The organism is Streptomyces sp. NPDC006923 (genome assembly GCF_040635655.1).
Taxonomy (GTDB): Bacteria; Actinomycetota; Actinomycetes; order Streptomycetales; family Streptomycetaceae; genus Streptomyces.
On record NZ_JBEYIF010000020.1, the window covers coordinates 89,151 to 114,226 of the forward strand.

At 70.2% G+C, this 25,076-nt stretch carries 23 protein-coding genes; 8 read left to right on the forward strand and 15 right to left on the reverse strand.

Annotation, left to right across the window (positions count from 1 at the left end):
* Positions 1–152: 152 nt before the first annotated feature.
* The 3 genes from sigJ to ABZ707_RS29490 are packed head-to-tail and all read right to left on the reverse strand — an operon-like array spanning position 153 to position 2,336.
* The gene (sigJ, locus tag ABZ707_RS29480) at positions 153–1,079 is read right to left on the reverse strand and encodes an RNA polymerase sigma factor SigJ (protein WP_360180691.1); all 927 of its coding nucleotides are present in this window, start codon (positions 1,077–1,079) and stop codon (positions 153–155) included.
* A gap of 7 nt (positions 1,080–1,086) precedes the next feature.
* Positions 1,087–1,914, reverse strand: coding sequence for an NAD(P)H-binding protein (locus tag ABZ707_RS29485; RefSeq protein ID WP_360180693.1), 828 nt, complete (start codon positions 1,912–1,914; stop codon positions 1,087–1,089).
* Positions 1,911–2,336, reverse strand: a complete 426-nt coding sequence (locus ABZ707_RS29490) for a hypothetical protein (RefSeq protein ID WP_360180695.1) — start codon at positions 2,334–2,336, stop codon at positions 1,911–1,913. Before ABZ707_RS29490 ends, ABZ707_RS29485 begins: the two co-directional genes overlap by 4 nt.
* A 281-nt stretch (positions 2,337–2,617) precedes the next feature.
* Here ABZ707_RS29490 and ABZ707_RS29495 point away from each other — a divergent pair, with 281 nt between their 5' ends.
* Entirely contained in the window at positions 2,618–3,076 is a 459-nt protein-coding gene (locus ABZ707_RS29495) for a Rieske (2Fe-2S) protein (RefSeq protein ID WP_360180697.1), read from the forward strand.
* A 64-nt stretch (positions 3,077–3,140) separates the two neighbouring features.
* On the opposite strand, the gene ABZ707_RS29500 is transcribed toward ABZ707_RS29495, so the two are convergent.
* The gene (locus ABZ707_RS29500) at positions 3,141–4,046 is read right to left on the reverse strand and encodes a LysR family transcriptional regulator (protein ID WP_360180699.1); all 906 of its coding nucleotides are present in this window, start codon (positions 4,044–4,046) and stop codon (positions 3,141–3,143) included.
* 38 nt (positions 4,047–4,084) lie between these two features.
* Between ABZ707_RS29500 and ABZ707_RS29505 the strand changes: the two genes are divergently transcribed.
* Positions 4,085–5,122: a DMT family transporter gene (locus ABZ707_RS29505; RefSeq protein ID WP_360180701.1), complete on the forward strand. Its 1,038-nt coding sequence runs from the start codon at positions 4,085–4,087 to the stop codon at positions 5,120–5,122.
* Here ABZ707_RS29505 and ABZ707_RS29510 read toward each other — a convergent pair.
* The gene (locus ABZ707_RS29510) at positions 5,113–6,444 is read right to left on the reverse strand and encodes an aminotransferase class I/II-fold pyridoxal phosphate-dependent enzyme (RefSeq protein ID WP_360180703.1); all 1,332 of its coding nucleotides are present in this window, start codon (positions 6,442–6,444) and stop codon (positions 5,113–5,115) included. The two genes, ABZ707_RS29505 and ABZ707_RS29510, sit on opposite strands and share 10 nt — an antisense overlap.
* Before the next feature lie 35 nt (positions 6,445–6,479).
* On the opposite strand from ABZ707_RS29510, the gene ABZ707_RS29515 reads away from it, so the two are divergent.
* Positions 6,480–7,175, forward strand: coding sequence for a pyridoxamine 5'-phosphate oxidase family protein (locus tag ABZ707_RS29515; RefSeq protein ID WP_360180705.1), 696 nt, complete (start codon positions 6,480–6,482; stop codon positions 7,173–7,175).
* Here ABZ707_RS29515 and ABZ707_RS29520 read toward each other — a convergent pair.
* The 3 genes from ABZ707_RS29520 to ABZ707_RS29530 all read right to left on the reverse strand — a co-directional run bounded on the left by ABZ707_RS29520 (position 7,157) and on the right by ABZ707_RS29530 (position 9,757).
* A complete protein-coding gene (locus ABZ707_RS29520; RefSeq protein WP_360180707.1) occupies positions 7,157–8,155 on the reverse strand; it encodes an EamA family transporter in 999 nt (332 codons plus the stop codon). The genes ABZ707_RS29515 and ABZ707_RS29520 overlap by 19 nt on opposite strands.
* Before the next feature lie 40 nt (positions 8,156–8,195).
* Positions 8,196–8,705 (reverse strand): Clp protease N-terminal domain-containing protein, encoded by a 510-nt coding sequence (locus ABZ707_RS29525; protein WP_360180709.1) that lies wholly within the window; start codon positions 8,703–8,705, stop codon positions 8,196–8,198.
* Positions 8,706–9,151: 446 nt separating this feature from the next.
* Positions 9,152–9,757, reverse strand: a complete 606-nt coding sequence (locus ABZ707_RS29530; RefSeq protein ID WP_360180711.1) for a PadR family transcriptional regulator — start codon at positions 9,755–9,757, stop codon at positions 9,152–9,154.
* A 177-nt stretch (positions 9,758–9,934) separates the two neighbouring features.
* On the opposite strand from ABZ707_RS29530, the gene ABZ707_RS29535 reads away from it, so the two are divergent.
* The 3 genes from ABZ707_RS29535 to ABZ707_RS29545 all read left to right on the forward strand — a co-directional run bounded on the left by ABZ707_RS29535 (position 9,935) and on the right by ABZ707_RS29545 (position 14,405).
* A complete protein-coding gene (locus tag ABZ707_RS29535) occupies positions 9,935–10,381 on the forward strand; it encodes a MarR family transcriptional regulator (protein WP_360180713.1) in 447 nt (148 codons plus the stop codon).
* Positions 10,374–11,828 carry an MFS transporter gene (locus ABZ707_RS29540; protein ID WP_360180715.1) on the forward strand — a complete coding sequence of 485 codons (1,455 nt, stop codon included), beginning with the start codon at positions 10,374–10,376 and terminating at the stop codon, positions 11,826–11,828. Before ABZ707_RS29535 ends, ABZ707_RS29540 begins: the two co-directional genes overlap by 8 nt.
* A gap of 192 nt (positions 11,829–12,020) precedes the next feature.
* Positions 12,021–14,405, forward strand: a complete 2,385-nt coding sequence (locus ABZ707_RS29545) for an excinuclease ABC subunit UvrA (RefSeq protein ID WP_360180717.1) — start codon at positions 12,021–12,023, stop codon at positions 14,403–14,405.
* Positions 14,406–14,500: 95 nt separating this feature from the next.
* Here ABZ707_RS29545 and manD read toward each other — a convergent pair whose 3' ends face one another.
* The 5 genes from manD to ABZ707_RS29570 form a co-directional block, all read right to left on the reverse strand.
* Complete coding sequence (manD, locus tag ABZ707_RS29550; protein WP_360180719.1) at positions 14,501–15,721, reverse strand: D-mannonate dehydratase ManD; 1,221 nt, start codon at positions 15,719–15,721, stop codon at positions 14,501–14,503.
* Between the two features lie 91 nt (positions 15,722–15,812).
* Entirely contained in the window at positions 15,813–16,694 is an 882-nt protein-coding gene (locus ABZ707_RS29555) for a carbohydrate ABC transporter permease (RefSeq protein WP_360180721.1), read from the reverse strand.
* Positions 16,691–17,659, reverse strand: a complete 969-nt coding sequence (locus tag ABZ707_RS29560; protein WP_360180722.1) for a sugar ABC transporter permease — start codon at positions 17,657–17,659, stop codon at positions 16,691–16,693. Before ABZ707_RS29560 ends, ABZ707_RS29555 begins: the two co-directional genes overlap by 4 nt.
* Entirely contained in the window at positions 17,659–18,978 is a 1,320-nt protein-coding gene (locus ABZ707_RS29565) for a sugar ABC transporter substrate-binding protein (protein ID WP_360180724.1), read from the reverse strand. Before ABZ707_RS29565 ends, ABZ707_RS29560 begins: the two co-directional genes overlap by 1 nt.
* 331 nt (positions 18,979–19,309) lie before the next feature.
* Entirely contained in the window at positions 19,310–20,113 is an 804-nt protein-coding gene (locus ABZ707_RS29570; protein ID WP_360180726.1) for a FadR/GntR family transcriptional regulator, read from the reverse strand.
* 196 nt (positions 20,114–20,309) lie between these two features.
* Between ABZ707_RS29570 and ABZ707_RS29575 the strand changes: the two genes are divergently transcribed.
* Positions 20,310–21,131, forward strand: coding sequence for a PhzF family phenazine biosynthesis protein (locus tag ABZ707_RS29575; RefSeq protein WP_360180728.1), 822 nt, complete (start codon positions 20,310–20,312; stop codon positions 21,129–21,131).
* 21 nt (positions 21,132–21,152) lie between these two features.
* Here the strand turns inward: ABZ707_RS29575 and ABZ707_RS29580 are convergent, their stop codons facing one another.
* Together ABZ707_RS29580 and ABZ707_RS29585 are read right to left on the reverse strand one after the other, a co-directional pair.
* A complete protein-coding gene (locus tag ABZ707_RS29580; protein ID WP_360180730.1) occupies positions 21,153–21,953 on the reverse strand; it encodes a CPBP family intramembrane glutamic endopeptidase in 801 nt (266 codons plus the stop codon).
* A 186-nt stretch (positions 21,954–22,139) separates the two neighbouring features.
* On the reverse strand, positions 22,140–23,663 hold the full coding sequence (locus ABZ707_RS29585; protein WP_360180732.1) for a glutamate--cysteine ligase: 1,524 nt from the start codon (positions 23,661–23,663) through the stop codon (positions 22,140–22,142).
* Between the two features lie 502 nt (positions 23,664–24,165).
* On the opposite strand from ABZ707_RS29585, the gene ABZ707_RS29590 reads away from it, so the two are divergent.
* Complete coding sequence (locus ABZ707_RS29590; protein WP_360180734.1) at positions 24,166–24,774, forward strand: hypothetical protein; 609 nt, start codon at positions 24,166–24,168, stop codon at positions 24,772–24,774.
* Positions 24,775–25,076 lie beyond the last annotated feature (302 nt).

A 25,076-nucleotide genomic window follows, 5' to 3' on the forward strand; every position in this document is an offset into this window, starting at 1 on the left:
ATCACGAGCGGTCGCGCACTTCGGCGCGGTGCCCGCTGACACGCCTTACGGCCTCCTCCCGAACACCCCACTGGCACCGTGTCCACCGCCCGGTGCCGGGCTGCGGCACGTATCGCCGGATCCGCGTCAGCGGGCGCCGTCGTACCCGTCCTTCAGTGTGTGCTGGTCCACGCGTGCAGCTTGTCCGGGTTGACGATCAGCCACAGGTCGGTGATCAGGCCGCCGTGGACGTCCATGGCGAGGACGGCGACGGTGGTGTCCGCCATGCGGACCGCCAGGCCGGGGGCGCCGTTGACGTCGTCCTCGACGAGTGTCACGCCGGGTTCCTTGCGCATGAGGCCGAGGAGGAGTCGGGCCACCTTGTCCCGGCCGACGACCGGGCGCAGAGCCGCCCGTACCTTGCCGCCTCCGTCGCTGCGCGACTCGACGGCGGGATCGAGCAGCGCGACGAGAGCGTCGAGGTCGCCGCTCTCGCACGCCTCGCGGAACGCGGTGAGGGCCCGCCGGTGTTCCTGCGCCGTACTGCTGCCGGGCCGTCGGTGGGTGAGGCGTGCACGGGCGGAGACGGCGAGTTGGCGGCAGGCCGCCGGAGTGCGGCCCACCGTCTCGGCGATCTCGGTGAACGGCATGCCGAAGACGTCGTGGAGGACGAAGGCGACGCGTTCGGCGGGCGTCATCGTTTCCAGGAGCACCAGCATCCCCATGCCGACCGATTCGTCGAGGGTGATGCGGTCGGCGGGATCGTCCCCGCCGGTGCCTCCGGTGCCGGCCCACGGGGTGCTGTGCCGGACGGGCTCGGGCAGCCATTCACCGGTGTAGCGCTCCCGGCGGACCCGCGCCGAGCCGAGGTGGTCGAGGCAGATCCGCGAGGCGACCCGGGTCAGCCACGCCAGCGGGGCGTCGATCGCCCGCTGTGCCTCCTCCGACAGGGCGTACCAGCGGGCGTACGTCTCCTGGACGACGTCCTCGGCGTCCTGTACGGAGCCGAGCATGCGGTAGCCGAGGTTGAGCAGCCGGCGGCGTTCGGCCATGAGCGAGCCGAGGCTGGGGTCCCGGTCGGGTCCTGACGGCGAAGACACGGCGTGGTCATCCTCCCTGGGCGGTGTGGCCGGCGAGCCATTCGCCGAAGGTCTGGCTGCCCCGGGGCCCCTGTCCCGCCGGCAACTGGCCGTCGCCGGTCATCGCGGCGCCCGTGGCACCGGGGAGCCTGACCGGCAGCAGCAGGCGGCGCTGGTGCCGGGCCCGCAGCAGCCCGCGCACCATATCGACGAGTTGCTCGACACGCGGTCCCGCGAGCTCGGGAGCCATGCCCTGCGCCGGGGCCAGGGCAAGGCGCACCAGGTGCTGGGCCACCTCGCGGGCCGCGACCGGCTGAGTCCGCATCCGGGGCACCACGGCGAACGGTTTCGGCACCCGGTCGAGGGTCTGCTCCGCGAACTCGTGGAACTGCGTGGCACGCAGCACCGTCCATGGCACAGGTCCGTCCGTCACCACCTCCTCCTGGCGCAGTTTCCCCTGGTAATAGCCGAGACCGACCCGGTCAATACCGACGATCGACAAGGCGACGTGGTGTCGTACCCCGGCCCGCGCACCGGCGTCCAGGAGGTTGCGGCTGACGCTTCCGAAGAACGAGATCGCCTTCTTGCTGTTCACAGTCGTCGTGTTGCTCACATCGACGACCGTGTCCACGCCTGCCATGGCCGCGTCCAGTCCCGCCCCCGAGACAAGGTCCACGCCCCGGGACCGGGCCAGCACCACTGGGTCCTGGCCTGCCGCGGCGAGCTCTTCGACCACCAACCGTCCGACCAGTCCGGTCCCGCCTGCCACCGCCACCCGCATGCCGGGCCTCTCTTTCCGGCTCGTGTCGCCGTTGTCTCGATTGTCGCGGTAGTTGTGTGTGCCGGTGTATGTCATCGTCCGCCGCCCCGTCGCACATCGGCGACCGGCACCAGCAGCAGGGCCGACAGCACGACGAGTGCGGTCAGGGACACAACGTTGAGTACCTGGTCACGCGTCTCGTACATGTCGAGGTGCTGCATGTGATAGCTGAAGTGCAGCACGTTGAAGACCAGCCAGGCCGTGCCCGTGGTCTGCACCAGCCGGGTGTTCCGCACCGAACGCAGGGTGATGATCGTCAGGATGGCCATCGCCAGGAACATGGCTCCCGCGTCCTTGGCGAGGTGCTCGTTGTAAGGGCCAAGCTGAGGCAGCCAGCTCAGGCCGAAGCCGGGAAAGTTCCCGTGCCACTCCTGCGGAAAGAAGTAGGCCCAGACGCCTGTGTACAGGGCGACCAGGGCCAGCAGACCGAGATTGGCGTACCGGATTTTTGTGTTCATGCCCCTATGACGAGACAGCGCCCCCGGATGTGAGGCGAGCCGTTGCGGCGCGCCGGTGAGGCGCAGTCATGGCGACAGGGGGGCGGGAGCGGTGGCACCACGACGCACGACGCCCACGCGGCGGGTCCCGAGGATTCCCCCGCTGGGACTCGACGGCCCGGCCCTCCCGCGGGAAAGCCCCCGCTTCGAGAAATCGCGTGTCGTCTGAACATCGCGGCTTCCGTCCCCGTACCTCCTCATGAACCGCCCGGCGAAGAGCCGGCATCGAAAGGGGACGTGGTATGTCGGGAACGCAGGGGACCGCACGGATCGTGACGCGCCGGACTGTGGTGGCCGCGGCCGGAGCGGCAGGGCTGGGCGCGGCACTCGTCGCGTGCGGCGGATCGGACTCGGACGCCCCGGCGGGCTCCACCGCCGACAAGCCGGCGTCCGGCGGGGACGGCGGTGGCGCGGGCGAGATCCTCGCGAAGACCAGCGACATCCCCGAGGGCGGCGGCAAGGTCTTCGCCGATCAGGGGGTGGTCGTCACCCAGCCCGCGGCCGGCGAGTTCAAGGCTTTCTCGTCCACGTGCACACATCAGGGCTGCGCCGTGAAGGACGTCTCCGCCGGGATCATCCACTGTCCCTGCCACGGCAGCCAGTTCAGCGCGGCGGACGGCAGTGTGAAGGCCGGGCCCGCGACCCAGCCGCTGCCCGCCGCCTCGATCAAGGTGGCGGGTGACGCGATCACGCTCGGCTGACCGGTTACGGCCGCCCGGCCGCGGGTGAGCGTTCCGGGCGGTGGCCGGCCGCCGGTGAGGTCCTTCAGCCGGTCACCGCCCGGGCCGCCTCGCCCAGTGCCCCGACCGCCGCCCTGATCGAAGGGCGGCGGTCCGCGTCCGTGCGCCACACGGCGTAGACGTGCCGGCGCATCGTCTGCCGTACGGGGACCACCGCGACGCCGTCCGGGACCGGCCCCCGGCCCAGTCGTGGCGCGACACAGACACCGAGTCCCGCCGCGATCAGCGCGAGCTGGGTGTGATACTCCCCCGCAAAATGCGAGATCCGCGGTTCGAAGCCCTTCGACCGGAGGGTGAACATCAGCCACTCATGGCAGAACTCGCCCTCCGGCCAGGACACCCAGTCGTCGTCGGCGAACTCCTCCAGATCCACTTCCGCCCGGTCGGCGAGCGGATGGTCCACGGGCATCGCCACATCGGCGGCGTCGTCCAGGAGATGCGCCGTCGCCAGGCCGCCGGGTACCGGCAGCCGCTTGTTGCTCCAGTCCAGCACCACCGCGAGATCGAGATCTCCCCTGATGACGCCGCGGATCCCGGCCTCGGGCTCCAGTTCCCGCGATCCCACCCGCAGCTCGGGATGGCTGGACCTCAGGGCGCGCACGGTGACGGGGAGGAGCCCGCGGGCCGCCGTCGGAAACGCCGCGATCCGCACCTCGCCCACCACCCGGCCGCGCTGCGCCTCGATGTCCGACTGCGCGACCTCGACCTGGGAGAGGATCCGCGCGGCATGGTCGGCGAGCAGCCGGCCCGCGTCGGTGAGGCGGACCCCGCGCCCGTTCCTGGCCAGCAGTTGCTGACCCACCTCGCGTTCGAGCTTGGCCAGTTGCTGGGAGACGGCCGAGGTGGTGACATGCAGCCCCTCGGCGGCCCCACCGACCGAGCCGTGGCGGGCCAGGGCATCCAGCGTCCGCAGGCGCTCCAGATTCAACATGTAAGCAATACTAATCAGACGAGTGGAGATAATCTCGCTTGTCCTACAAGGTTGTACACTCCATCGTTAGCCGTATGAGCACCGCCACCCCTCCCCGTCCCGGGCCGGCCGCCGTCTCCGTGCCCGCCCCCGCCGTCGCCGCCGATGCCCAGGCACCGGCGCGCACCCGCACCCGTTCCGGCCCCCTTCTCGACTGGCGCGTCCGGTTCGCGGCGCTCTCGCTCATCTGGGGCTTCAGCTTTCTGCTCATCAAGGTCGGCACCCACGGTTTCGCCCCCTTCCAGGTCACCTTCGGCAGGCTCTTCTTCGGCACGGCGGTGCTGGCGGTCGCGATGGCGGTGAAGCGCGAGCGGCTGCCGCGCGGGCGCCGGACCTGGGTCCATCTCACCGTCGCGGCCTTCTTTCTCAACGCACTGCCGTTCTCGTTGTTCGCCTACTCCGAGCTGACGATTCCCTCGACGCTCGCCGGAATCTGCAACGCCACCTCCCCGCTGTGGGGCATGGCGCTGTCCCTCGTCGCGCTCTCGGAGGACCGCCCCACCAGGCGCCGGGTCGCCGGGCTCGGCCTCGGCTTCCTCGGTGTGCTGACCGTCCTGGGCGCCTGGCAGGGCTTCTCCGGGCTGGACTTCACCGGCACTGCCATGGCCCTGCTGGCCTCGTTGAGCTACCCGGTCGGCTGGATCTACGTACGCCGCACACTGGCGGGCAGCAGCAGTTCCCATCTCTCCCTGACCGGGGCGCAGCTCTTCCTGGGCACGGTCCAACTGGCCCTGGTGACACCGCTCTTCACGACCCTGCCGGCCTCGCTTCCGGTGGGTCCGCTACTGGCCGTGATCGTGCTCGGCGCGCTCGGCACCGGGCTCGCGATCCTGCTCCAGTACGGAGTGGTCGCGGAGGTCGGCCCGACGACCGGCCAGATGGTCACGTACTTCATCCCGGTCATCGCCACCGCCGCCGGTGTGACCCTGCTCGGCGAGGAACTGAGCTGGAACACGCCCGTCGGGGCCCTGATCGTTCTCGCCGGGGCGGCGCTCACCCAGAGCAGGGCGAGGAAACCGGCGGACCGTCAGCCGTAACCGCGCGCGGGTGCCGGGCCGGCCGCCGCCGCCACCGCGTCGGCGACCGGCCCGATGTCGTCCGCCGTCATCTCCGACACCGTCAGCCGTACGCCCGGTGGCGCCGCCACCCGGAAGCGGGCTCCGGGCGCGACCGCCCACCCCGCCTGGAGCAGCCGCGCCACCGCACCGGTCTCGTCGGCGACCGGCACCCAGACGTTCATACCGCTGCGGCCGTGCGCCTCGACGCCTCGCTCCGCCAGGGCCCGTACCAGCGCGTCCCGGCGCGCTCCGTACGCCCGGGCGACGGTGCGCGCGTCCACGGCGTCCGAGGTCCAGAGCTGGACGACGGCCCGCTGGAGCAGCCTGCTGACCCAGCCCGGCCCGAGCCGCTGTCGCCCCGTCACCCGGTCCACGGTGACGGCGTCCCCGGTCAGCACGGCGAGCCGCAGATCCGGCCCGTACGCCTTCGCGGTGGAGCGTACGAGCGCCCAGTGCTCCGTGACCCCGGCGAGCGGATACAGCGGGAGGTCCACGATGCGGTGGCCGTGGTCGTCCTCGACGACCAGCACCTCGGGACTGTCCGCGAGCAGGGCGCGCAGCTCCGCGGCGCGGGCCTCCCCGACCGAGGCACCCGTGGGATTCTGCGCCCGGTCGGTGACGACGACCGCCCGGACACCCGCCCGTAGCGCGCGCTCCAGTTCACCGGGGAGCGGCCCGTCGTCGTCGAGCCGCATCGGTACGGAACGCAGCCCGAACGCGGGCACCAGGTCCAGCAGGCCGCCCCAGCCCGGGTCCTCGACGGCGACGGCGTCACCCGGCCTGAGGTGCGCGGCCAGCACCCGCTCGATGGCGTCGAGCGCTCCCGACGTGACGGCGACCGGTCCGGCCGGGACACCGTCCGCGTCCAGTCCCACGCGGGCGAGCCGCGCGAACTCCGGGTCGACGGCGGCCTGTCCGTACAGCCCGGGATGCTCCGCGTGGTGGCGCGCGGCAGCCGCGAGAGCCTCGTGCAGCGGAGGCAGCAGGGCCGGATCCGGGTTTCCGGCGGACACGTCGCGTACGCCGGGCGGCGCGTCGACGCCGATGGACCCGCGGGCCGTGGTGGCGGGACGGGGCCGCACCCGGCTGCCCCGGCGTCCGGCCGTCTCGATGATCCCGCGCTCGCGCAGCGTGCGGTAGGCGGCGGCGACCGTGTTCGGGTTGATCCCGAGACCGGCCGCCAACTCCCGCATCGGCGGCAGCGACTGGCCGGGGGTCAGCTCGCCGGAGCCGACCGCCCGCTCCACGCTCGCGGCGATCTCAGCGGCACGCCGCCCCACAATCCGATACTCTCCTAGCACAAAGAACACTATGCACTAGTGCAATGGAGACCGCAATGCCGGAGACCGCACCTCATCAGGAGAGCACCGCCTACCGGCCGACCGGACGCACCGTCCCCACCCGCTCGCGGGAACGGGCCGGATACGACCGGACACTGGTGCACGGCATACTCGACGAGGCGTATGTCTGCCATCTCGGTTTTGTCCGCGACGGTGCTCCCGTCGTGCTTCCGACGCTCTACGGACGCGTCGGCGAGCGACTGTATGTGCACGGCTCCACCGGATCGCGCCCGCTGCGCATGGCGGGTCACGGCGAGGACGGCGAACAGCATCCGGGCCTCGCCGTCTGTCTGACCGTCACCCATGTCGACGGCCTGGTACTCGCGCGCTCCGCCTTCCACCACTCCATCAACTACCGCTCCGTGGTGGTCCACGCCATCGCCCGCCAGGTGACCGACCCCGAGGAGCGGCGCAGCGCCCTCGACGCGATCGTGGACCATGTCGTCCCCGGCCGTTCTCATGACGCCCGCCCCGCCAACGCGCGGGAACTCGCGGCGACCGCGGTGATCCGCCTCGATCTCGACGAGGTCTCCGCCAAGGTCCGTACGGGCGGCCCCAACGACGAGCCCGAGGACATCTCGCTCCCGCACTGGACCGGAGTGGTACCCGTCGTACGCGGCTACGGCACACCGGTACCCGCCGACGACCTCGATCCCGCCGTCGCCCTGCCCGATTACCTCACCGTGCTCTGAGGGCCCGCCCGGTGCTCGTGCGGCGCGGGCTCCCCGGGATTCGCGGTGCCGCCCGCCGTCGGCCCGGACGGCGCCTTCGGCGTGGCGGACTGCGCGATGAAGGCCCCGATGAGCACCACCGCGCCGCCGGCGATCTGCGGCGCCGCGAGATGCTCCCGCAGCAGCACCCACGCCAGCACCGTCGCGATCACCGCCTCCAGACAGGCGACCACGCCCGCCACCTGGGGCGAGAGCTTGCGTACGGAAACCACCCCGGTCGCATAGGCGAGGACGGTCGCGATCAGCACCACCCAGCCGAGCAGCAGACCGGCGGCGATCTCTGTCCCGCCCAGGTCGGCGCTCCCGGCGAGCAGTGACCAGTCCATGCCCCACGGGCGGGTGACGGCGGTCAGCGCGACGGATCCGATGAGCAGCCCGAAGGCGATCACCCCCAGCGGGTCCGCCGCGTCCTCGGCGCCGCCGCCGTGGTCGGACAGGATGAAGTAGCTGACCTGGCAGCAGGCTGCGGCGAGTCCGAACAGCACTCCGATCGGGTCGAAGCTCAGTCCGGCCCACACCTCGACGACACAGGCGAGACCGCCCACCGCCAGCACGACCCCGATGGCGGCGGCGCGGGAGACGTGCCGGCGCTGGACGAAGCGGACCCAGAGCAGCACCATCGCGGGCGCGAGATATTCGATGAGCAGCGCCACACCGACCGGGATCCGGGAGATCGCGGCGAAATAACACGCCTGGACGCCCGCCACGGCCAGCAGGCCGAATCCGGCGAGCAGCGCGGGCTTGCGGCGCAGCAGTGAGCGGTGCCGCCAGGCCACCGGAAGCATGACCACGGCGGCGCCGGTGACCCGCAGCCAGACCACATGGAGCGGGTCGAGGCCCGCCTCGATGAGCGGCTTCGCCGCGACACCCGAACCGCCGAACGCGAACGCCGACGCCAGGGCGATGCCCAGGCCGACGCTCCTCCCCTGAGACGCGTGCATGACGCCATCATGACAGGCCGCGTCAGGAGCTACATCCCCATCACACCTGTCGAGATACGTGGTTCAGCCGGCCGGAGAGCGATCGTGTGTCCACTCCCGCGCGTTCCAGCACCTCAACCGCGCGGCAGGCCCCGTCACAGGCGAGCGCGGCGAGGAGATCGAGCCCGCCCGCCCGCTCCTCCCCGCGCAGCGCGGCATGTTCCGGTGCGCGCTCCATGGCGGTGACGGCAGCGGGCGACCAGCCGGTCACGGCGTGGTCGCGCACCACGGGAAGGGCCCCGGAGTCCTCCACCGTGCCCTGCCAGCGCAGTCCGTAGCCGATGCTCCGCTGGACGAGATAACCGAGCACCCGGGCCACCTGCGGACCACCGGCGAAAGCGGCTCTCACCTCGGGATCCGCTTCCAGCAGGGAGTGCAGGAGATGGGCTGTGTCGATCTGCGCGTCGCCGTCGCGAAGCGCTCTCCGGCGCGCGCCGGAGACAACTGCGGCGAGTTCCGGCGTGAGCCGGGCATCGATACCGGCCGGCGCGGGCACGGAGTCAGCCGGCACAGCGTCAATCGGCACTGCGGCAATCGGCACGCCGTCAGCGGGCACGGCATCGACCCGTACGGAATCCATCGGCTCGGAATCCACGTGAGGCGGTACGGGATCGGTACGGGCCGCGTCGGGATCGGCGCGGGTCGGGGCGGGCCGGTCAGGCACCCGCGGTGGGGGGCTTTGCACCCTCCTACCCCATCAGTCCTGTCCTGCCGAAGGCATCCCCGGTGGGAAGCATCTTCGGATCCCACCGGAGTTGGGCACATGTGGACGGGTTCTCCTCCTTGCGAATGAGATTGCCCTCCTTCTCTCCGGAGTAGCACGCGCCGCCTTGCCTTCCCATGCCCGGGGCAACCACTTCGGAGGGGACCCGGAGCCGCCGGTCGGCCCGGTACATGCGGGGCCCCTGCGGCCACAGCCGGGGACCCGCACACCGCCGGGTCGATCCTGACGGAGGATCAGTCCTCGTCCGCCAGGATCAGATACATCTTCTTGCGTGCCTCATTGGTGACCGCCAGAGCCTTCTGCCGCTGTTCGGGCGTGCCGGTCTTCCAGACCTGCGCGAACGCCTCCATCAGCCCGAAGCCTGCCTGACGGATCTCATTGACCGTCTCCCAGTCGATGCCGCGCCCGGCCTCTTCCCACGGGGCCTCGGGCCCCGATTCGGCCTCCGTACGTCCGGTCCCGGTGAGCGTGAACAGCTTCTTGCCGCCCTCGCTCTCGCTGACGATCAGCCCCTCGTCCTCAAGGAGCTGAAGCGTCGGATAAACCGAGCCGGGGCTGGGGCGCCATGCCCCGCCGCTGCGCTCGCCGATCTCCTGGATCATCTCGTACCCGTGCATCGGCCGGTCCTTGAGCAGCGCCAGGATCGAGGCACGCACATCACCGCGCCGTGCGCGCCCCCGGCCACCGCCGCGCCCCCTGCCGCCGCCTCCGAAAGGACCGCCGAAGGGCGGACCGAACGGGCCGAAAGCCCCACGCCGCCCCTCGAAGCCGCCCCGGCCCTGGTGACCGGGGCCGCAGTGACCGGCTCCCGGCCCGTGCTGGTGTTCATGTGAACGCATCGCTACGCTCCCTTCAGCGTTGATCTGTCGCGATGCTTCAACGATATATCGGAAGCTATCGCATGACAACACGTCGCCGGACGCTTCCCGTTCCGGGACTTCCACCGACCGCCGAAGGGGCGCCGACCAGAAAGTTAGCCCAATCTGTACAAAGCTGCGGGCCCTAGTCTGCGACGCATGAACGAGAGCCCGCGCCTGTCGCCCTCAGCGGTTCAGGCTTCGCGAGAGGTCCGTACGGTCATCAGCCGCCTGCGGCGCCGCATCCTGAACGCCGCCGAGGCCGAGGACATCACTCTTGGGCAGGCGTCGGTCCTGACTCGCCTGTCCGGCAAGCAGGGCGTCACGGCCAGCGAGCTGGCCTCGGCCGAGGGAGTGCGCCACCAGTCGATGACGGCGACGGTCGCGGCGCTGACCGCCCTGGGGCTGGTGGAACGGCGGCCCGACCCCGACGACGGGCGCCGTCTGCTGATCGCGCTGACCCCGGAGGGGCACCGGCGGGTGGCGGAGGGGCGGCAGGCCCGGCAGGAATGGCTAGCCGGTGAGTTGCAGGAGAAGTGCACGGAAGAGGAACGGCGCGCCGTGATCGCCGCCATGGCGATACTGGAGCGCCTCACCCATGACTGATCAGAAGACAGCGGGGCTCGGCGGGGCGGCGACGGCTGGCTTCGACCGGCGGCTGCTGCCGCCGATGATGCTGGGCTCGGTCCTGAACCCGGTCAACTCGACGATCATCGCCGTCACGCTCGTACCCCTCGGGAACGCGTTGGGCGCGCCGCCCTCGCAGACAGCGTGGCTGGTCTCCGCCCTCTACCTGGCCACGGCCCTCGGGCAGCCCGTCGTGGGCCGGCTCATCGACATCTTCGGGCCGCGCAGGCTCTTCCTGGTCAGTACGAGCCTGGTCGGGGTGGCCGGTGTCGTCGGCACCCTGGCGCCGAACCTGGGGGTGCTGATCGCCTCGCGGGTCCTGCTCGGGTTCGGCACCTGCGCCGGGTATCCCGCCGCGATGGCGCTGCTGCGCAGCGAGGCCAGGCGCACCGGGCGGGACAGTCCCGGTGGGGTGCTGACCGCCCTGGCCGTCGCCAACCAGACCATCGCCGTGATCGGCCCTCTGCTGGGGGGCCTGCTGATCGCACTGGGCGGCTGGCGTGCCACCTTCGCGCTGAACGTGCCGCTGGCCGTCGCGGCCGTGCTGCTGGGGCTGCTCCGGCTGCCGAAGGATGCCGTTGAAGGGGAAGCCGGCACAGGGGAAGCCGGTCCGAGGAAAACCGGCACAGAGGGCCTCGGTTCACGGGAGCCCTCGCCGCCTGGCCGCCTCGCCGCCCAGCTCGACCTGCCCGGCATGGCGCTGTTCGCCGTGATGCTCGTCGCGCTGCTGCTGTTCCTGATGAATCCGTACCTGCGCGACTGGTACCTGCCGGTGATCGCCGTCGCCGCGAGCGCCGCGTTCGCGGTGCGGGAGCTGAGGGCGTCCACCCCGTTCATCGACCTGCGGGTGCTGGGCGGCAACACGCCACTGCTGGTCACGTACGGGCGCGCGCTGGTCGCCTACGTCGTCGCCTACTCCTTTCTCTACGGATTCACCCAGTGGACCGAGGAGGGCTTCGGGCTCTCGCCCTTCCATGCCGGGCTGGTGCAGATCCCCATGTTCCTGGTGGCCATCGGTATCTCGATCGGAGCCGGGCGGCGCGAGGGCGTGCGCGGCAAGCTGCTCGTCGGCGCGCTCGGGCAGATCGTCGCCTGTGGGGTGATGCTGACGCTCACCGGCGACAGCCCGGTGTGGACACTGGTCCTTGTCGCGCTGGTCTTCGGCGTCCCCCAGGGACTGAACAACCTGGCCCTGCAGAACTCCGTCTACGTCCAGGCCGATCCCGAGCGCACCGCCTCCTCAGCCGGCCTGCTGCGCACCTTCGCCTACGTCGGCTCGATGGTCGCCTCGTCCACAACGGCCGCCTCCTTCGGGCAGCGCGCGAACACCGGCGGCATGCACCACCTCGCCTGGATCATGCTCGGCGCGGGCGTGCTCTACCTCCTCCTGAACCTCTTCGACCGCACTCTCAGGGCTGTCGCGTAATCCCTGGCGGCCGTGCGCTCACCGTCCACCCCGCGAGCGCCCCACCACCCCGGAACAGCACATACGGCCGGGTGTGGCGGGGCAAGGCGAAGGAGCCCCGGACGCGCTGTGCGAGGCTGGTCGGATCGAGGCCGACGACGCCGACGGAGACCGCGAACGCGGTCCCGCCCAACAGATGGGGACACGACCAGCATGGCCATGAGATCGGACACGCAGTCTCCCGCGCCGCACACCGCCGACAGCCACGACCTGATCCGCGTGCACGGCGCGCGCGTGAACAACCTCAAGGACGTCAGCATCGAGATCCCGAAGCGCCGGCTGACGGTGTTCACGGGTGTCTCCGGCTCGGGCAAGAGCTCACTGGTGTTCGGCACGATCGCCGCGGAGTCGCAGCGGCTGATCAACGAGACGTACAGCGCCTTCGTCCAGGGCTTCATGCCGGCGCTGGCGCGCCCCGAGGTCGACGTACTCGAAGGGCTGACCACGGCGATTATCGTCGACCAGCAGCGGATGGGTGCCGACGCCCGCTCCACCGTCGGCACCGCCACCGACGCCGGCGCGATGCTGCGCATCCTCTTCAGCCGGCTCGGGCAGCCGCACATCGGCTCGCCCAACGCGTTCTCCTTCAATGTCGCCTCGGTCCGGGCGAGCGGCGCGATCACGGTCGAACGCGGTGCCGGCAAGACCGTGCGACAGACCTTCACCCGCACCGGCGGTATGTGTCCGCGCTGCGAGGGCCGGGGCACGGCCTCCGAGATCGACCTCAGCCAGCTCTTCGACGACTCGAAGTCGCTCGCCGAAGGCGCGATCACCGTCCCCGGTTACAAGTCGGACGGTCACTGGACCGTACGCATCTTCACCGAGTCGGGCTTCCTCGACCCGGAGAAGCCGATCCGCGACTACACCGAGACCGAGCTGCACGACCTCCTCCACCGCGAGCCGACCAAGGTGAAGGTCAACGGCATCAACCTCACCTACGAGGGGCTGATCCCGAAGGTCCAGAAGTCGTTCCTCGCCAAGGACCGGGAAGCGATGCAACCGCACATCCGGGCGTTCGTGGACCGGGCGGTCACCTTCACCGCCTGCCCCGAGTGCGGTGGCACCCGGCTCAGCGAGGCGGCCCGGTCGTCGCGGATCGGCGGGGTCAACATCGCCGACGCCTGCGCGATGCAGATCAGCGACCTCGCCGCATGGGTCGGCGGCCTCGACGAGCCGTCGGTGGCGCCGCTGCTCACCACACTGCGGGGGACCCTCGACTCATTCGTGGAGATCGGGCTGGGCTATCTCTCACTCGACCGGTCGTCGGGCACGCTGTCCGGCGGTGAGGCGCAGCGCGTCAAGATGATCCGCCACCTCGGCTCCTCGCTGACCGACACCACCTACGTCTTCGACGAGCCCACCACGGGGCTCCACCCCCACGACATCCAGCGGATGAACAACCTGCTGCTGCGGCTGCGGGACAAGGGCAACACGGTGCTCGTCGTGGAGCACAAGCCGGAGACGATCGCGATCGCCGACCATGTGGTCGACCTCGGCCCCGCCGCCGGGGCGGCGGGCGGGACCGTCTGCTTCGAGGGCACCGTCGAGGGGCTGCGCGCCGGCGGCACGCTCACCGGACGCCATTTCGACGACCGGGCCGCTCTCAAGGAGAAGGTGCGGACGCCCACGGGGGAGCTGGAGGTCCGCGGTGCGGCGGCGCACAACCTCCGCGATGTCGACGTCGACATCCCGCTCGGCGTGCTGACCGTCGTCACCGGCGTCGCCGGCTCCGGCAAGAGCTCGCTGATCCATGGCTCGGTGTCCGGGCGGGACGGGGTTGTGTCGATCGACCAGGGCGCGATTCGAGGCTCGCGGCGGAGCAACCCGGCGACGTACACGGGACTGCTCGACCCGATCCGCAAGGCGTTCGCGAAGGCCAATGGCGTGAAACCGGCGCTGTTCAGCGCCAATTCCGAGGGGGCCTGCCCGAACTGCAACGGCGCCGGCGTCATCCACACCGATCTGGCGATGATGGCCGGCGTCGCCACCACCTGCGAGGAGTGCGAGGGCAAGCGGTTCGAGACATCGGTACTGGACTACCACCTCGGCGGCCGTGACATCAGCGAGGTGCTCGCGATGTCGGTGACCGAGGCGGAGGAGTTCTTCGGCGCCGGTGCGGCGCGCACCCCGGCCGCGCACGCCGTCCTGAAGCGGCTCGCCGACATCGGGCTCGGTTACCTCAGCCTCGGCCAGCCGCTCACGACACTGTCCGGCGGCGAGCGGCAGCGGCTCAAGCTGGCCACACATATGGCCGAGAAGGGCGGTGTGTACGTCCTTGACGAGCCGACCGCCGGCCTCCACCTCGCCGACGTCGAGCAGTTGCTCGGACTGCTCGACCGGCTCGTCGACTCCGGCAAGTCGGTCATCGTCGTCGAGCACCACCAGGCGGTCATGGCGCATGCCGACTGGATCATCGACCTGGGCCCCGGCGCCGGCCACGACGGCGGCCGGATCGTCTTCGAGGGCACACCCGCCGATCTCGTCGCCGCCCGCTCCACCCTCACCGGCGAGCACCTCGCGGCCTACGTCGGCGCCTGACCGGGGGCCTTTCGGGGGCCGCCGGAGCCCGGCCGCCGGGCGCACTGCCGTCCTCCGGGCCCCGGATCCAGAAACCGGGGCCCGGTGTTCCTCACTCACCAGTCGTGGACGGTGCCGTCCTGGAGACGGTTGACCGGCAGATAAGCGGCCTTGTACTCGTGCGCCGCGGCGAGGTCCTCATTGAGCTCCACACCGATGCCGGGGGCTTCGCCGGGGTGCAGATATCCACTGGTGAAGGTGTACGCGTGCGGGAACACCTCTTCGGTCAGCGCCGTGTACCCCGAGTACTCCTGGATGCCGAAGTTGTGGATGGCCAGGTCGAGATGGACGGCGGCGGCCATACCGACCGGCGAGATGTCCTCCGGGCCGTGGATGCCGCTCTTGATCTGGTGCTGTGCGGCGAAGTCGAAGAGCTTCCTGAGCGGCGAGACACCGCCGAAGTGGGTCACCGCCGAGCGCACATAGTCGATCAGCTTCTCGCTCACGAGCGTCTGATAGTCGTACAGAGAGTTGAAGACCTCACCGATCGCGAGCGGCGTGGTCGTGTGACCGCGGACCAGACGCAGGGCGTTCTGGTCCTCGGCGGGGGTGCAGTCCTCCAGCCAGAAAAGACGGTAGGGCTCAAGGTCCTTGCCGAGCTGCGCCGCCTGGATCGGCGTCAGCCGGTGATGCGCGTCGTGCAGCAGGGGCAGCTCGGGGCCGAACTCATTGCGGACCGCCTCGAAAACCGTCGGCATGTGCCGCAGATAGGCTGATGTGTCCCAGTCCTCCACCAGCGGCCGGGCCCCCTGGTGAGGGATCGGGGCGCCGTCCACCGCGTGGTCGGCGGTGTGGACACCGTAGACGGCCTTCAGGCCCGGGATGCCCGTCTGGATCCGGATGGACGGGTAGCCCTCGGCCAGCCGGGCGCGGATGGAGTCGAACAGCTCGGGGATGTCCTGCCCGCTGGCGTGTCCGTATGTCCCGACGCGCTCCCGGCTGGCACCGCCGAGGAGTTGGTAGAGCGGCAGGCCGGCCGCCTTCGCCTTGATGTCCCACAGAGCGACGTCGACGGCGGCGATCGCGGCCATCGTCACGGGGCCGCGCCGCCAGTAGGCGCCCCGGTACAGGGACTGCCAGGTGTCCTCGATGCGGTGCGGATCGATGCCGATGAGCAGCGGCGCCACATGGTCCCGGAGGTAGCTGGCGACGGAGAGTTCCCGTCCGTTGAGCGTGGCGTCGCCGAGGCCGGAGATGCCTTCGTCCGTTGTGATCTTGAGGGTGACGAAGTTGCGGCCCGGGCTGGTGACGACGACCTTCGCGTCGACGATCTTCATGAATACGCTCTTCCTCAGCTTGCGCTGCTGACATGGTGACGACGGGAGAAACAGACGAGGGGACAGGGCGCGGACAGCGGCCCCGGCGAGGTCAGCCCTTGGTGGCGCCCGAGGTGAGTCCGGCCACGAGGTACTTCTGGCCGAGGATCGCGGCGAGCAGGACCGGCAGTGTGATGAGGGTGGCGGCGGCCATCAGGCCGCCCCAGTCGGTGCTCGCGTAGGAGATGAAGTTGAACAGGGTCACGGGCACGGTCTGAGTGTGTTCGTCCGCGAAGATCAGCGCGAACATGAAGTTGTTCCAGCTGAAGACGAACGCCAGCAGGGACGCGGTGGCGGTGCCGGGTGCCGCCAGGGGCAGCGTGATCCGCCAGAACGCGCCGAACGCCGACAGTCCGTCCGTACGTGCGGCCTCCTCCAGTTCCACGGGCAGTCCCTCAAAGAAGCTGATCATGATCCATAGGATCAGCGGGACCGAGACGAACATATGGCTGAGGACGAGCACGGTGTAGGAGCCGACCAGGCCGGCCTGCGCGAACACGTAATACCAGGGGACGAGCAGCGAGATGCCGGGGATGATGCGCGCCACGAGGATGAGCGAACCGGCGCGGTGCATGCGGAACCGTCCCACCGCCCAGGCGGCCGGTACGGCGATGATCGCGGAGAGCAGGGTGGACAGGAAGCCGACGATCAGGGAGTTGGTCATCGACCGCAGGATCTGGCCGGCTTCGAGGACGCTGCGGAAATTGTCCAGGGTGGGTGAGAACCACAGGCCGACGCTCGGATCGGTGACCTGGACGTTCGTCTTGAACGCGGCGGCGAACATCCAGATGATCGGCAGCGCGAAGACGAGTGCCACCACCGTGATGGCCGTGCCCCTCAGCCAGGCCCGGTTCCGGCGCCGGTGGGCACCGCCGGGCGGCGTCGCGCGGGGACCGGTCGTCTTCCGGGGGGAGGCGGAGACGGTGACGCTCATGCGGACTTCCTTCCGGCCCGGCGGCGGAGCAGCAGCACGACGCCGATGATGAAGAGCGTGAACAGGACCAGGACGGCGGAGGCGAGCCCGTATTCCTGGTAGTCGAAGGTGAGGCCGTAGGAGTAGACGTTGAGGGTCTCCGCCTCGAAGTCCGAGCCTCCGCCGGGGCCCTTGGTGGCGTAGAGAATGTCAAAGGTCTTGAGCGCGTCGACGGAACGCAGCACCAGCGCGGTGGCCAGGGTGGGGCCGAGCATCGGCAGGATCACATACCGGAAGCGCTGCCACGCGGTGGCTCCGTCGACCCGCGACGCCTCTTCGGGCTCCTCCGGGAGAGTGGTCAGACCGGCGAGCAGCAGCAGGGTCATCATCGGTGTCCACTGCCAGACGTCAATGAGCATCAAGGTCGGCAGCGACTGGCTCACCGAGCCGAGGAATTCCTGTGGCGGCAGCCCGGCGGAGCTGAGCAGATGGTTGGCGATGCCGTTGGTGGGATCGAGGATCAGCAGCCACAGGATGCCGATCGCGACCGGTGTGGTGAGGAGCGGGATGATGAGGACCGTACGTACCCAGCGCATGGCGCGGAACGGCTTGCGCATGAGCATCGCCAGGGCGAGACCGAACAGGGTCTCCAGCACCACGGCGCCGACGGTGAAGATCAGCGTGCGCCGGGCGGCGGGCCAGAAGCGGCGCGCGTCGCCCAGCGCGTCGGTGAAGTTCCGCAGACCGACGTAGCCCTTCTCGGCGTTGACCGCGCCGAAGGCGTCGGTGAAGCTGAGGTTGAGCGTGAAGACCAGCGGAAAGATGATCATCAGGCCCACGAAGATCAGCGCCGGTGCGAGCATCGCCCACTTCAGCCGCCGGTTGGCCTGTTCGAACGTGCGGGGAGCCCGGGTGCGGGGGCCTGTCTCGCGGCCCGCTCCGGCCGTGCGGCCGGGCGCCGTCGTGGAGACCTCGGTAGTGGACATCAGGACTCCCGGTGGCGGTTGTCGCGGACAAGGAAATCGGCGAACTCCGCGTCGGCGTCGCGGGCTGTCGGCTCCACCGGGTTGCCGAGGATCCCGGCCACCAGCGGACGGCCGATGATGTCGCGGGCCCGGCCGACCTGGAGGACCGAGGGCCTGTCATGGCCGATACCGCGTTCCGCGTTGAGCCGCATGGCCTCCGCCAGTTCGGGCGGGAACGAGGCGAGAGTCCTCGGGTCCGACCAAGCCGACTGGCGGGCGCCCGGGATGCCGGACGCCTGGAGTTCGGCCGCCATCTCCGGGCTGGACGCCCACCGGATGAACTCCCAGGCGTCGTCACGCAGCAGGGAGAACCGGTTGATCCCCAGGCTCCAGGACGGGATGTTGTGCGGCCGGGCCCCGGCCGGCCCTGCCGGGAACGGGGCGAAGCCCACCCTCTTGCCGAGCGTCGAGATCTTCGGGTCGAGGAAGTTGCTGTAGACGGCGTCGGCGTCGATGAAGAACGCCGCCTTGCCCTGGGCGAAGACCGGCAGGGACTGTTCGAGGCTCATATTGGTGGCACCGGGCGGGCCCGCCTGCTTGAGCAGCTTGCCGTAGAACTTGTACGCGGTCAGCGCCTCCGGCGAGGCGATGGCGGACTTCCCGTCGACGACGAAGTCACCGCCGAAGGAGTACAGGAAGCTCGACCACTGGCTGACGGCGCCATTGCGCTGCCCCCGCCCGACATAGCCGTAGAAGCCCTTGCCGCGGTCCGTGAGACCCAGCGACATCTCCATCAGATCGTCGAGGGTGCGAGGCGGACCGCCGAGGTCCTCGACCAGGTCCTTGCGGTAGTAGAGCGCCGGGCGTTCGGTCACCACCGGCACGCTCAGGACCTTGCCCGCGGTGATCGACGCCTCGCGCGGGGCCTCCTGGAAGTCGGACCAGCCGTACGCCCGGTCACCCCGTACCCGGTCGGTGAGATCGGTGAGCCAGCCGTTGTGGGAGAAGACCAACTGCTCCTGGAGCGCCCGGACCATCATGATGTCCACGTCGGTGGCGGACGCGTTGAGTTTGACGTTGTAGCTGCTGGCGAGCTGGTCCGCGGTGAGCAGGGCCATGGAGACCTTGCGTCCGATCCGGTCCTCGAACTCACCCAGGCGGCGTTTGACCGCCAGCGACCAGACGTGGTTGATCGCCATGATCCTGAGCGGTGCGTCCGGGGAGGCGGTGCCGCCACGGGCCGAGCAGGCGCCGAGCGACCCCGTGCCCGCGGCGGCGGCGACGCCGACGGCCAGCTTGGCGAAAGAGCGCCGGCTGACGAACTGGCTGCTCGTGGACATCGTTGTCCTCGTCCTTCTGATCTGGTGCGTCCCGATTATCTGGTCCAACTGGTAGGACCAGATGGACCGTAACAGCAGACATCGCACCCTGACCAGCCTCTGCTGCCCAATAACGGGCTACACGAACGGGCAGGCGCGGAAAGAGCCAGGGCGGGACAGAGGGACGCACCACGGGAGCAGGCGGCACGAGCGGCCCGGGCACCGCGGCTCGGCACGGCCCCGGCATCGCCGCGCGCACACCGCGGGCGATCGGCCAACTCCGGTTCGGTACGGATGCGTTGAGGCCGGCGTCGGACCTCCTGCGCGCATCACGTCCTCCGGGCGGACGCCGCTACCGCCGCGACGCGCTCCGGCCCCGGCCGCCGGACTCGCCGAGCAGCGTCTCGATGTGCTGCAACGCCATCACATTCAGGTTGAGATCAAGGTCCGCGCCGTAGGTACGCAGACCGAGCACGAGATGCGCACGCATACGCTCGCACGCCAGCTCGACATCGCGCGCCGCGATCGCCTCGAAGATCTCGGGATGCTTCGCACCGCCCGGCTCACTGATCGACGGATCGGAGTTCGAGCGGAGCATCATCTCGAACATCATGCCGCTGATCGACGACAGCATGATCCGCAGCACGGGATTGCCGCTCGCCGCCGCAATCGCATCATGGAAATCGACATCCGCCTGCGCCTTCACGACAACATCCGTCGCCGTTTCCAGAGCGTCCCTGGCCGCGCGAATCGCTGCGAGGTCCTCCGCGCTCGCCCGCTCCGTCGCCAGCCTGACGGTCTCCACCTCAAGCGGGATACGCGCCTCTATGAGCTGCCGGACCGTGGGCCGCCCCGCGCGGTACAGCGCGTCATAACTGCGCGCCTGCTGAGACGTCTGTTCACATACGAACGATCCCCGGCCGGGCGCGACCTGGATCAGATGCTGGGCCTCCAGCCGCCGCAGCACCTCACGCACCACATTCCGGCTGGCGTGGAACTGGACGGCGAGCTCACGCTCGGACGGCAGCTTGGCCCCGACGGCGATCTCTCCGGACCGGATGTCGTGCTCCAGCTGACGCGCGATGCGCTCGGTCAAGAGTCCGCGCTGAGCGGGAGGTACGACACGGCCCGCCTGTGAGATAGGGGCAGCTGGCATGCGAAAGAGGATACAGGCCGACGCTCCACCCCATGAGCGGCTTCATTGGGACGTGGCATGATCCTGGTGGACCGGCGCCACGGCGAACGGGCGTCCCCACCCGGGGTGGATGGGGGTGTTTTGACCACGCGGCGAGGTGCCGTGACTGTCGTCGCACGCCCGCCGGGGACGACGGGACGGCCCTTAATCTCGGTCCATGCGGATTCGAATCGTCGACGCCTTCACCGACCGTCCCTTCGCCGGAAACCCGGCCGGAGTGCTCCTTCTGGACTCCGGCGCCTTCCCCGACGACACCTGGCTCCAGCGGGTGGCGGCGGAGGTGAATCTCTCGGAGACCGCCTTCGCCCACCCCCTGCCGCCCGGCGGCGACGCCGACTGGGCGCTGCGCTGGTTCACCCCTGCCGTCGAGGTGGACATGTGCGGCCATGCCACGCTGGCCACCGCGCATGTGCTGCGCTCCACCGGACTGGCCTCCGGCCCCGTACGCTTCGCCGCCCGGTGCGGGATCCTCGGCGCCACCGCGCACGCGGACGGCACCCTCACTCTCGACTTCCCGACCTCCACGCTGACCCCCGTGGAGGTCCCGGGCGGGATGGCCGCCGCGCTCGGCGCCGAGCCGGTCTCGGTGCACGACACCGCGGAGCACATCGGTGATCTGCTGGTCGAGCTGGCCGACGAGCGGACGGTACGGAGCCTCGCCCCCGATTCCGCCTCGCTCGTCGCGCTTGCCCGGCGGGGCATCATCGTCACCGCCGCCGCCGAGGAGCCGGGCCGCCACTACGACTTCGTCTCACGGGGCTTCTTCCCGGGTGTCGGCATCGACGAGGACCCGGTGACCGGCAGCGCCCACACGGCCCTGGCCCCGTTCTGGTCCGCGAAGCTGGGCCGTACCGAGCTGACCGGCCTCCAGGCGTCCGCGCGCACCGGACTGGTACGCACCTCGCTGCGCGGCGAACGGACCCTGCTCACCGGCCACGCGGTCACCGTCATCGACGGCGAGCTGCTCAGCGCGCCATGACCCGGGACGTACCGGCGGGCTCTACGGCGTGGGCAGCCAGCCGACCTTCCCCGCCAGCAGGGCGTACCCGACGAACGCGCCGATGTCGAGCAGCGCGTGAGCGGCCACCAGGGGGCCGACCCGCCCCCAGCGCCGGTACAGCAGCACGAACACGACGCCCATCACCATATTGCCGAGGAAGCCGCCGATGCCCTGGTACAGGTGGTAGGAGCCCCGCAGCACCGAACTCGCCGCCAGGGCCGCCATGGGCGTCCAGCCGAGCTGCCCGAGTCTGCGCAGCAGATACCCGACGACGATGACCTCCTCCAGTACGGAGTTCTGCACCGCCGAGAGAATCAGCACCGGGAACTTCCACCACACGTCCGGCAGCGATTCCGGCACCACCGTCAGATTGAATCCGACCGCCTGCGCCACCAGATAGAACGCGAGTCCGGCGCTGCCGATACCGGCCGCCACCAGCGTGCCGCGGCCCAGATCGGGCCCCGGCCGCCGCCGGTCGAAGCCGATGGCGGCCAGTCCGCTGCCCTCCCTCAGCAGCAGGTGCGCGACCAGCGCGACCGGCACCAGCGCGGTGCTGATCCCGAAGAGCTGCCAGGCCAGATCGAGCCAGGGCCGCCCGGGGGCGGCCGACGCGTTGAGTGTGGCCGCCTGGTCGCGCAGCGCCTCCGGCCTGGTCAGCGAACCCACAAAGCTGATCAGCGCCGATACGCCGCTCGCGCCGAGCGAGAGCGCCAGCACAAGGACCGTCTCGGACCGGAGAGTCCCCCGTGAGATCGTCTCCCGGGAAAAAGCACCGGCCTCGCGTCCCGCCTCCTCCTGCACACCCGCCTCCAGTTCGCGTGCGACATGACGTCACAGCTTGCCCGACGAGTATGTGACGGGCGCGGGCAGGGCCCGTTCGCCACGCATGGCGGTGGGGACGGGCCGGCTCGGGAGGACGGGGCGCGGGCGGCCACGACAGCCGCGGCGCCGCACGGACGGGTCAGCCCCGGGCCCGTGCGGCGCTTCTCAGGCCGCGCCCCCGGCGGACGCCGGCGGAAGCCCCACCGGCCAGGTGTGCACCGGCTCCCCCTGGTGCATCAGCTCGCTGTAGCGGCGAGTGGTGGCCGCGAGCGCCGCGTCCCGTCCCAGCCCCGCCTCCAGCGCCCGGTGGAAGGTCTCGACCTGCCACGATGCTCCGTTCACCCGGCGTTTGCAGCGCTCCTCGATCACCTGGAGATAGAAGTCGCGGTCGGCGGGCGCGATGTTCCACGCGTCGAGCCCGGCCGCGGCGAGCGGCAGCAGTTCGTCGCGTACGAGCTTCACGACCGGCACGGTGGTGGTGCCGGCGGCCCGGCCGGGGCGGGGCCACCGCAGCTCTGCGTCGATGCCGTGACGGCAGGCGACATCGAAGTTCTCCGCGGCATCCTCGAACGACAGCCTGTGCCACACCGGCCTGGTGTCCTCGGCGAGCGCCCGCACCAGACCGTAGTAGAAGGCGGCGTTGGCGATCACATCGGTGACCGTGGGACCGGCCGGCAGCACACGGTTCTCCACGCGCAGATGCGGTACGCCGTCGGCGACCTCGTAGACGGGCCGGTTCCAGCGGTACACCGTGCCGTTGTGCAGGACCAGTTCCTGGAGGCCCGGCATGCCGCCTTCGTCCAGGACACGCATCGGATCCTGGTCGTCGCAGATCGGCAGCAGCGGAGGGAAATACCGCAGATTCTCCTCGAACAGGTCATAGGCGGAGTCGATCCAGCGCTCACCGAACCAGGTCCGCGGGCGCACGCCCTGTGCTTTCAGCTCCGGTGGGCGGGTGTCGGTGGCCTGTTCGAAAAGCGGCGGCCTGGACTCCCGCCACAGCTCCCGGCCGAACAGGAACGGCGCGTTGGCACCCAGTGCCACCTGCACGGACGCCATGGCCTGAGCGGCGTTCCAGACATCCGCGAAGCGGTCGGGGGTGACCTGGAGATGCAGTTGCACGGAGGTGCAGGCGGCTTCCGGAGTGATCGACGCCGACGCGGACGTCAGCCGTTCGACGCCCTCGATGTCCAGGGTGAAATCCTCGCCCCTGGCCGCGACCATCTGCTCGTTGAGGAGCTTGTAGCGGTCGACGTCCGAGAGATTCGCGGAGACCACATCATGCTGGCCGAGCGTCGGGAGAATTCCGATCATCACGATCCCCGCGTCCACCTCGCTCGCTTTGCGGTGGGCATATCCGAGGCCGGTGCGCAGTTCCTCGGCAAGCTGATCGAGAACACGGCCGTCCAACCGGTGCGGGGCGACATTGACTTCCAGGTTGAACATTCCGAGTTCGGTCTGGAAATCACCGCTCGCGATGCGCTTCAGAACCTCCGTATTCATCATGCGGGGCATGCCGTCGGAGCCCGCCAGATTCAGCTCGATCTCCAGACCCATCAGGTTTTTGGGCCGGTCGAACCTCTCCTCCGCCAGGAGTCGCTCCAGCACCGCCAGGCACTGCTGCAGCTTCCTGCGGTACTTCCGCCGATCGGACAGGGCTGAACCGCTCGTCCCGACCTTCTCCCCCATCGAAGTGTCCCTCCTCGAGTGGGCAACCCGCGGCCTTGGCCGCTCGCGTCACGATCGATAATGCCCACACAGAGTGATCCGTAACGTCCCACGGACGTCTGACGCCCGGTAGAGTGCCGGCAGCGGTCGTGCGGCACATTCCTTTGGCATGACGCGGCGATGTTCCGTTACGGGCATATGACCGTCGTTGAAAAAGCCAACGAGTTTCGGCCGACCCCGTCGGACGAATCGACGCAGGCCAGGCGCCTGCGTTCACTGTTTATCGACGGAAATTTCGCGGGAGAAGGACCTGATAGTGACTTGCCCGCAATATCCATGAACGCTAGAAGAAACATGATGTGAACACGTGTCGTATAAACTGCGGTACAAGGCAGAGAGCCCGCGTCCGGCCGCACAGCCCTGACGCCTACCTCCGACCCCGCATATGCCGACAGCGACGTCCGCACACGCCCATGCTCCACCTCACGCGTCACCCTGTCTCCTGAGTGAGAGGCAACCCACCATGCCGCTGCATGTCTCCCCGGCCCCCGCGCCCGCCCTGCGCAGCGTTCTCGCGGCACTCGGTTCCCCCACGGCCGTCCGCGACGCCCACACGCCCGCTCTGCAGTCCGTCCAGGGACCGCTGAGCCCCGAGCTCCCGCTTCCCGTCCATGTACTCGACCAGGTCACCCCGGCCGGCCGGACGGCCACGCCGGAGGGCCGCGTCCCGCGGACCAGACTGGTCGGCTGGCGTTTCCTGATCCGCGCCGGCGACCACGCCGTGGCCGCAGCCGACACCATGCTCACCCCGGACGGCTGGGCCTTCTCGCGCTTCTTCGAGGGCCCCTACGTCACCGCCACCGAACGCGCCGTACGCCAGGCGGAGAGCCTGGGCACCGCCTATCAGCCCCGGCTGCTCTCGGTGCCCGAGCTGTACATGCTCACGCTCTGGCTGCACACGGACACGGAGGCGGACGCCTCCACCGGTTCGCCCACGGCCTCCGACGTCCTGGTGCCCCTGGCCCCCGCCCCGCCGGGCATCGCGGCGCACCGCCCGCATCGCGTCGCCGAGCTGCTGCCGGTGATCGGGCTGCGGCTCACCCCGGCGCCGCTCCTGCGCACCCCCGCCTGAATCGCCTTCGGCCGGCCGGCCTCATGGGGGCGGCAGTCCTGTGCCCCGCGACCTCTGGCATCCGCCCCAGGCCGCGGGGCACAGGACTGCCCATCCGGACTAGCCCGGACCGGCCCCCCCGAACCACCCGAAAAGACAGTGAAGTTGAGCCGAACCGTCCGGCCGGGTGACACGTCATTGAGCATAGGGAAGCGCTGCCGCGAAATACCTGCGGATTACCGTCTCTAGGGCAACACTAGGACTGGACCAAACAGATACGGGGGGCGGCCATGACCACACCGAGCCGCAGGACACTCGCCACG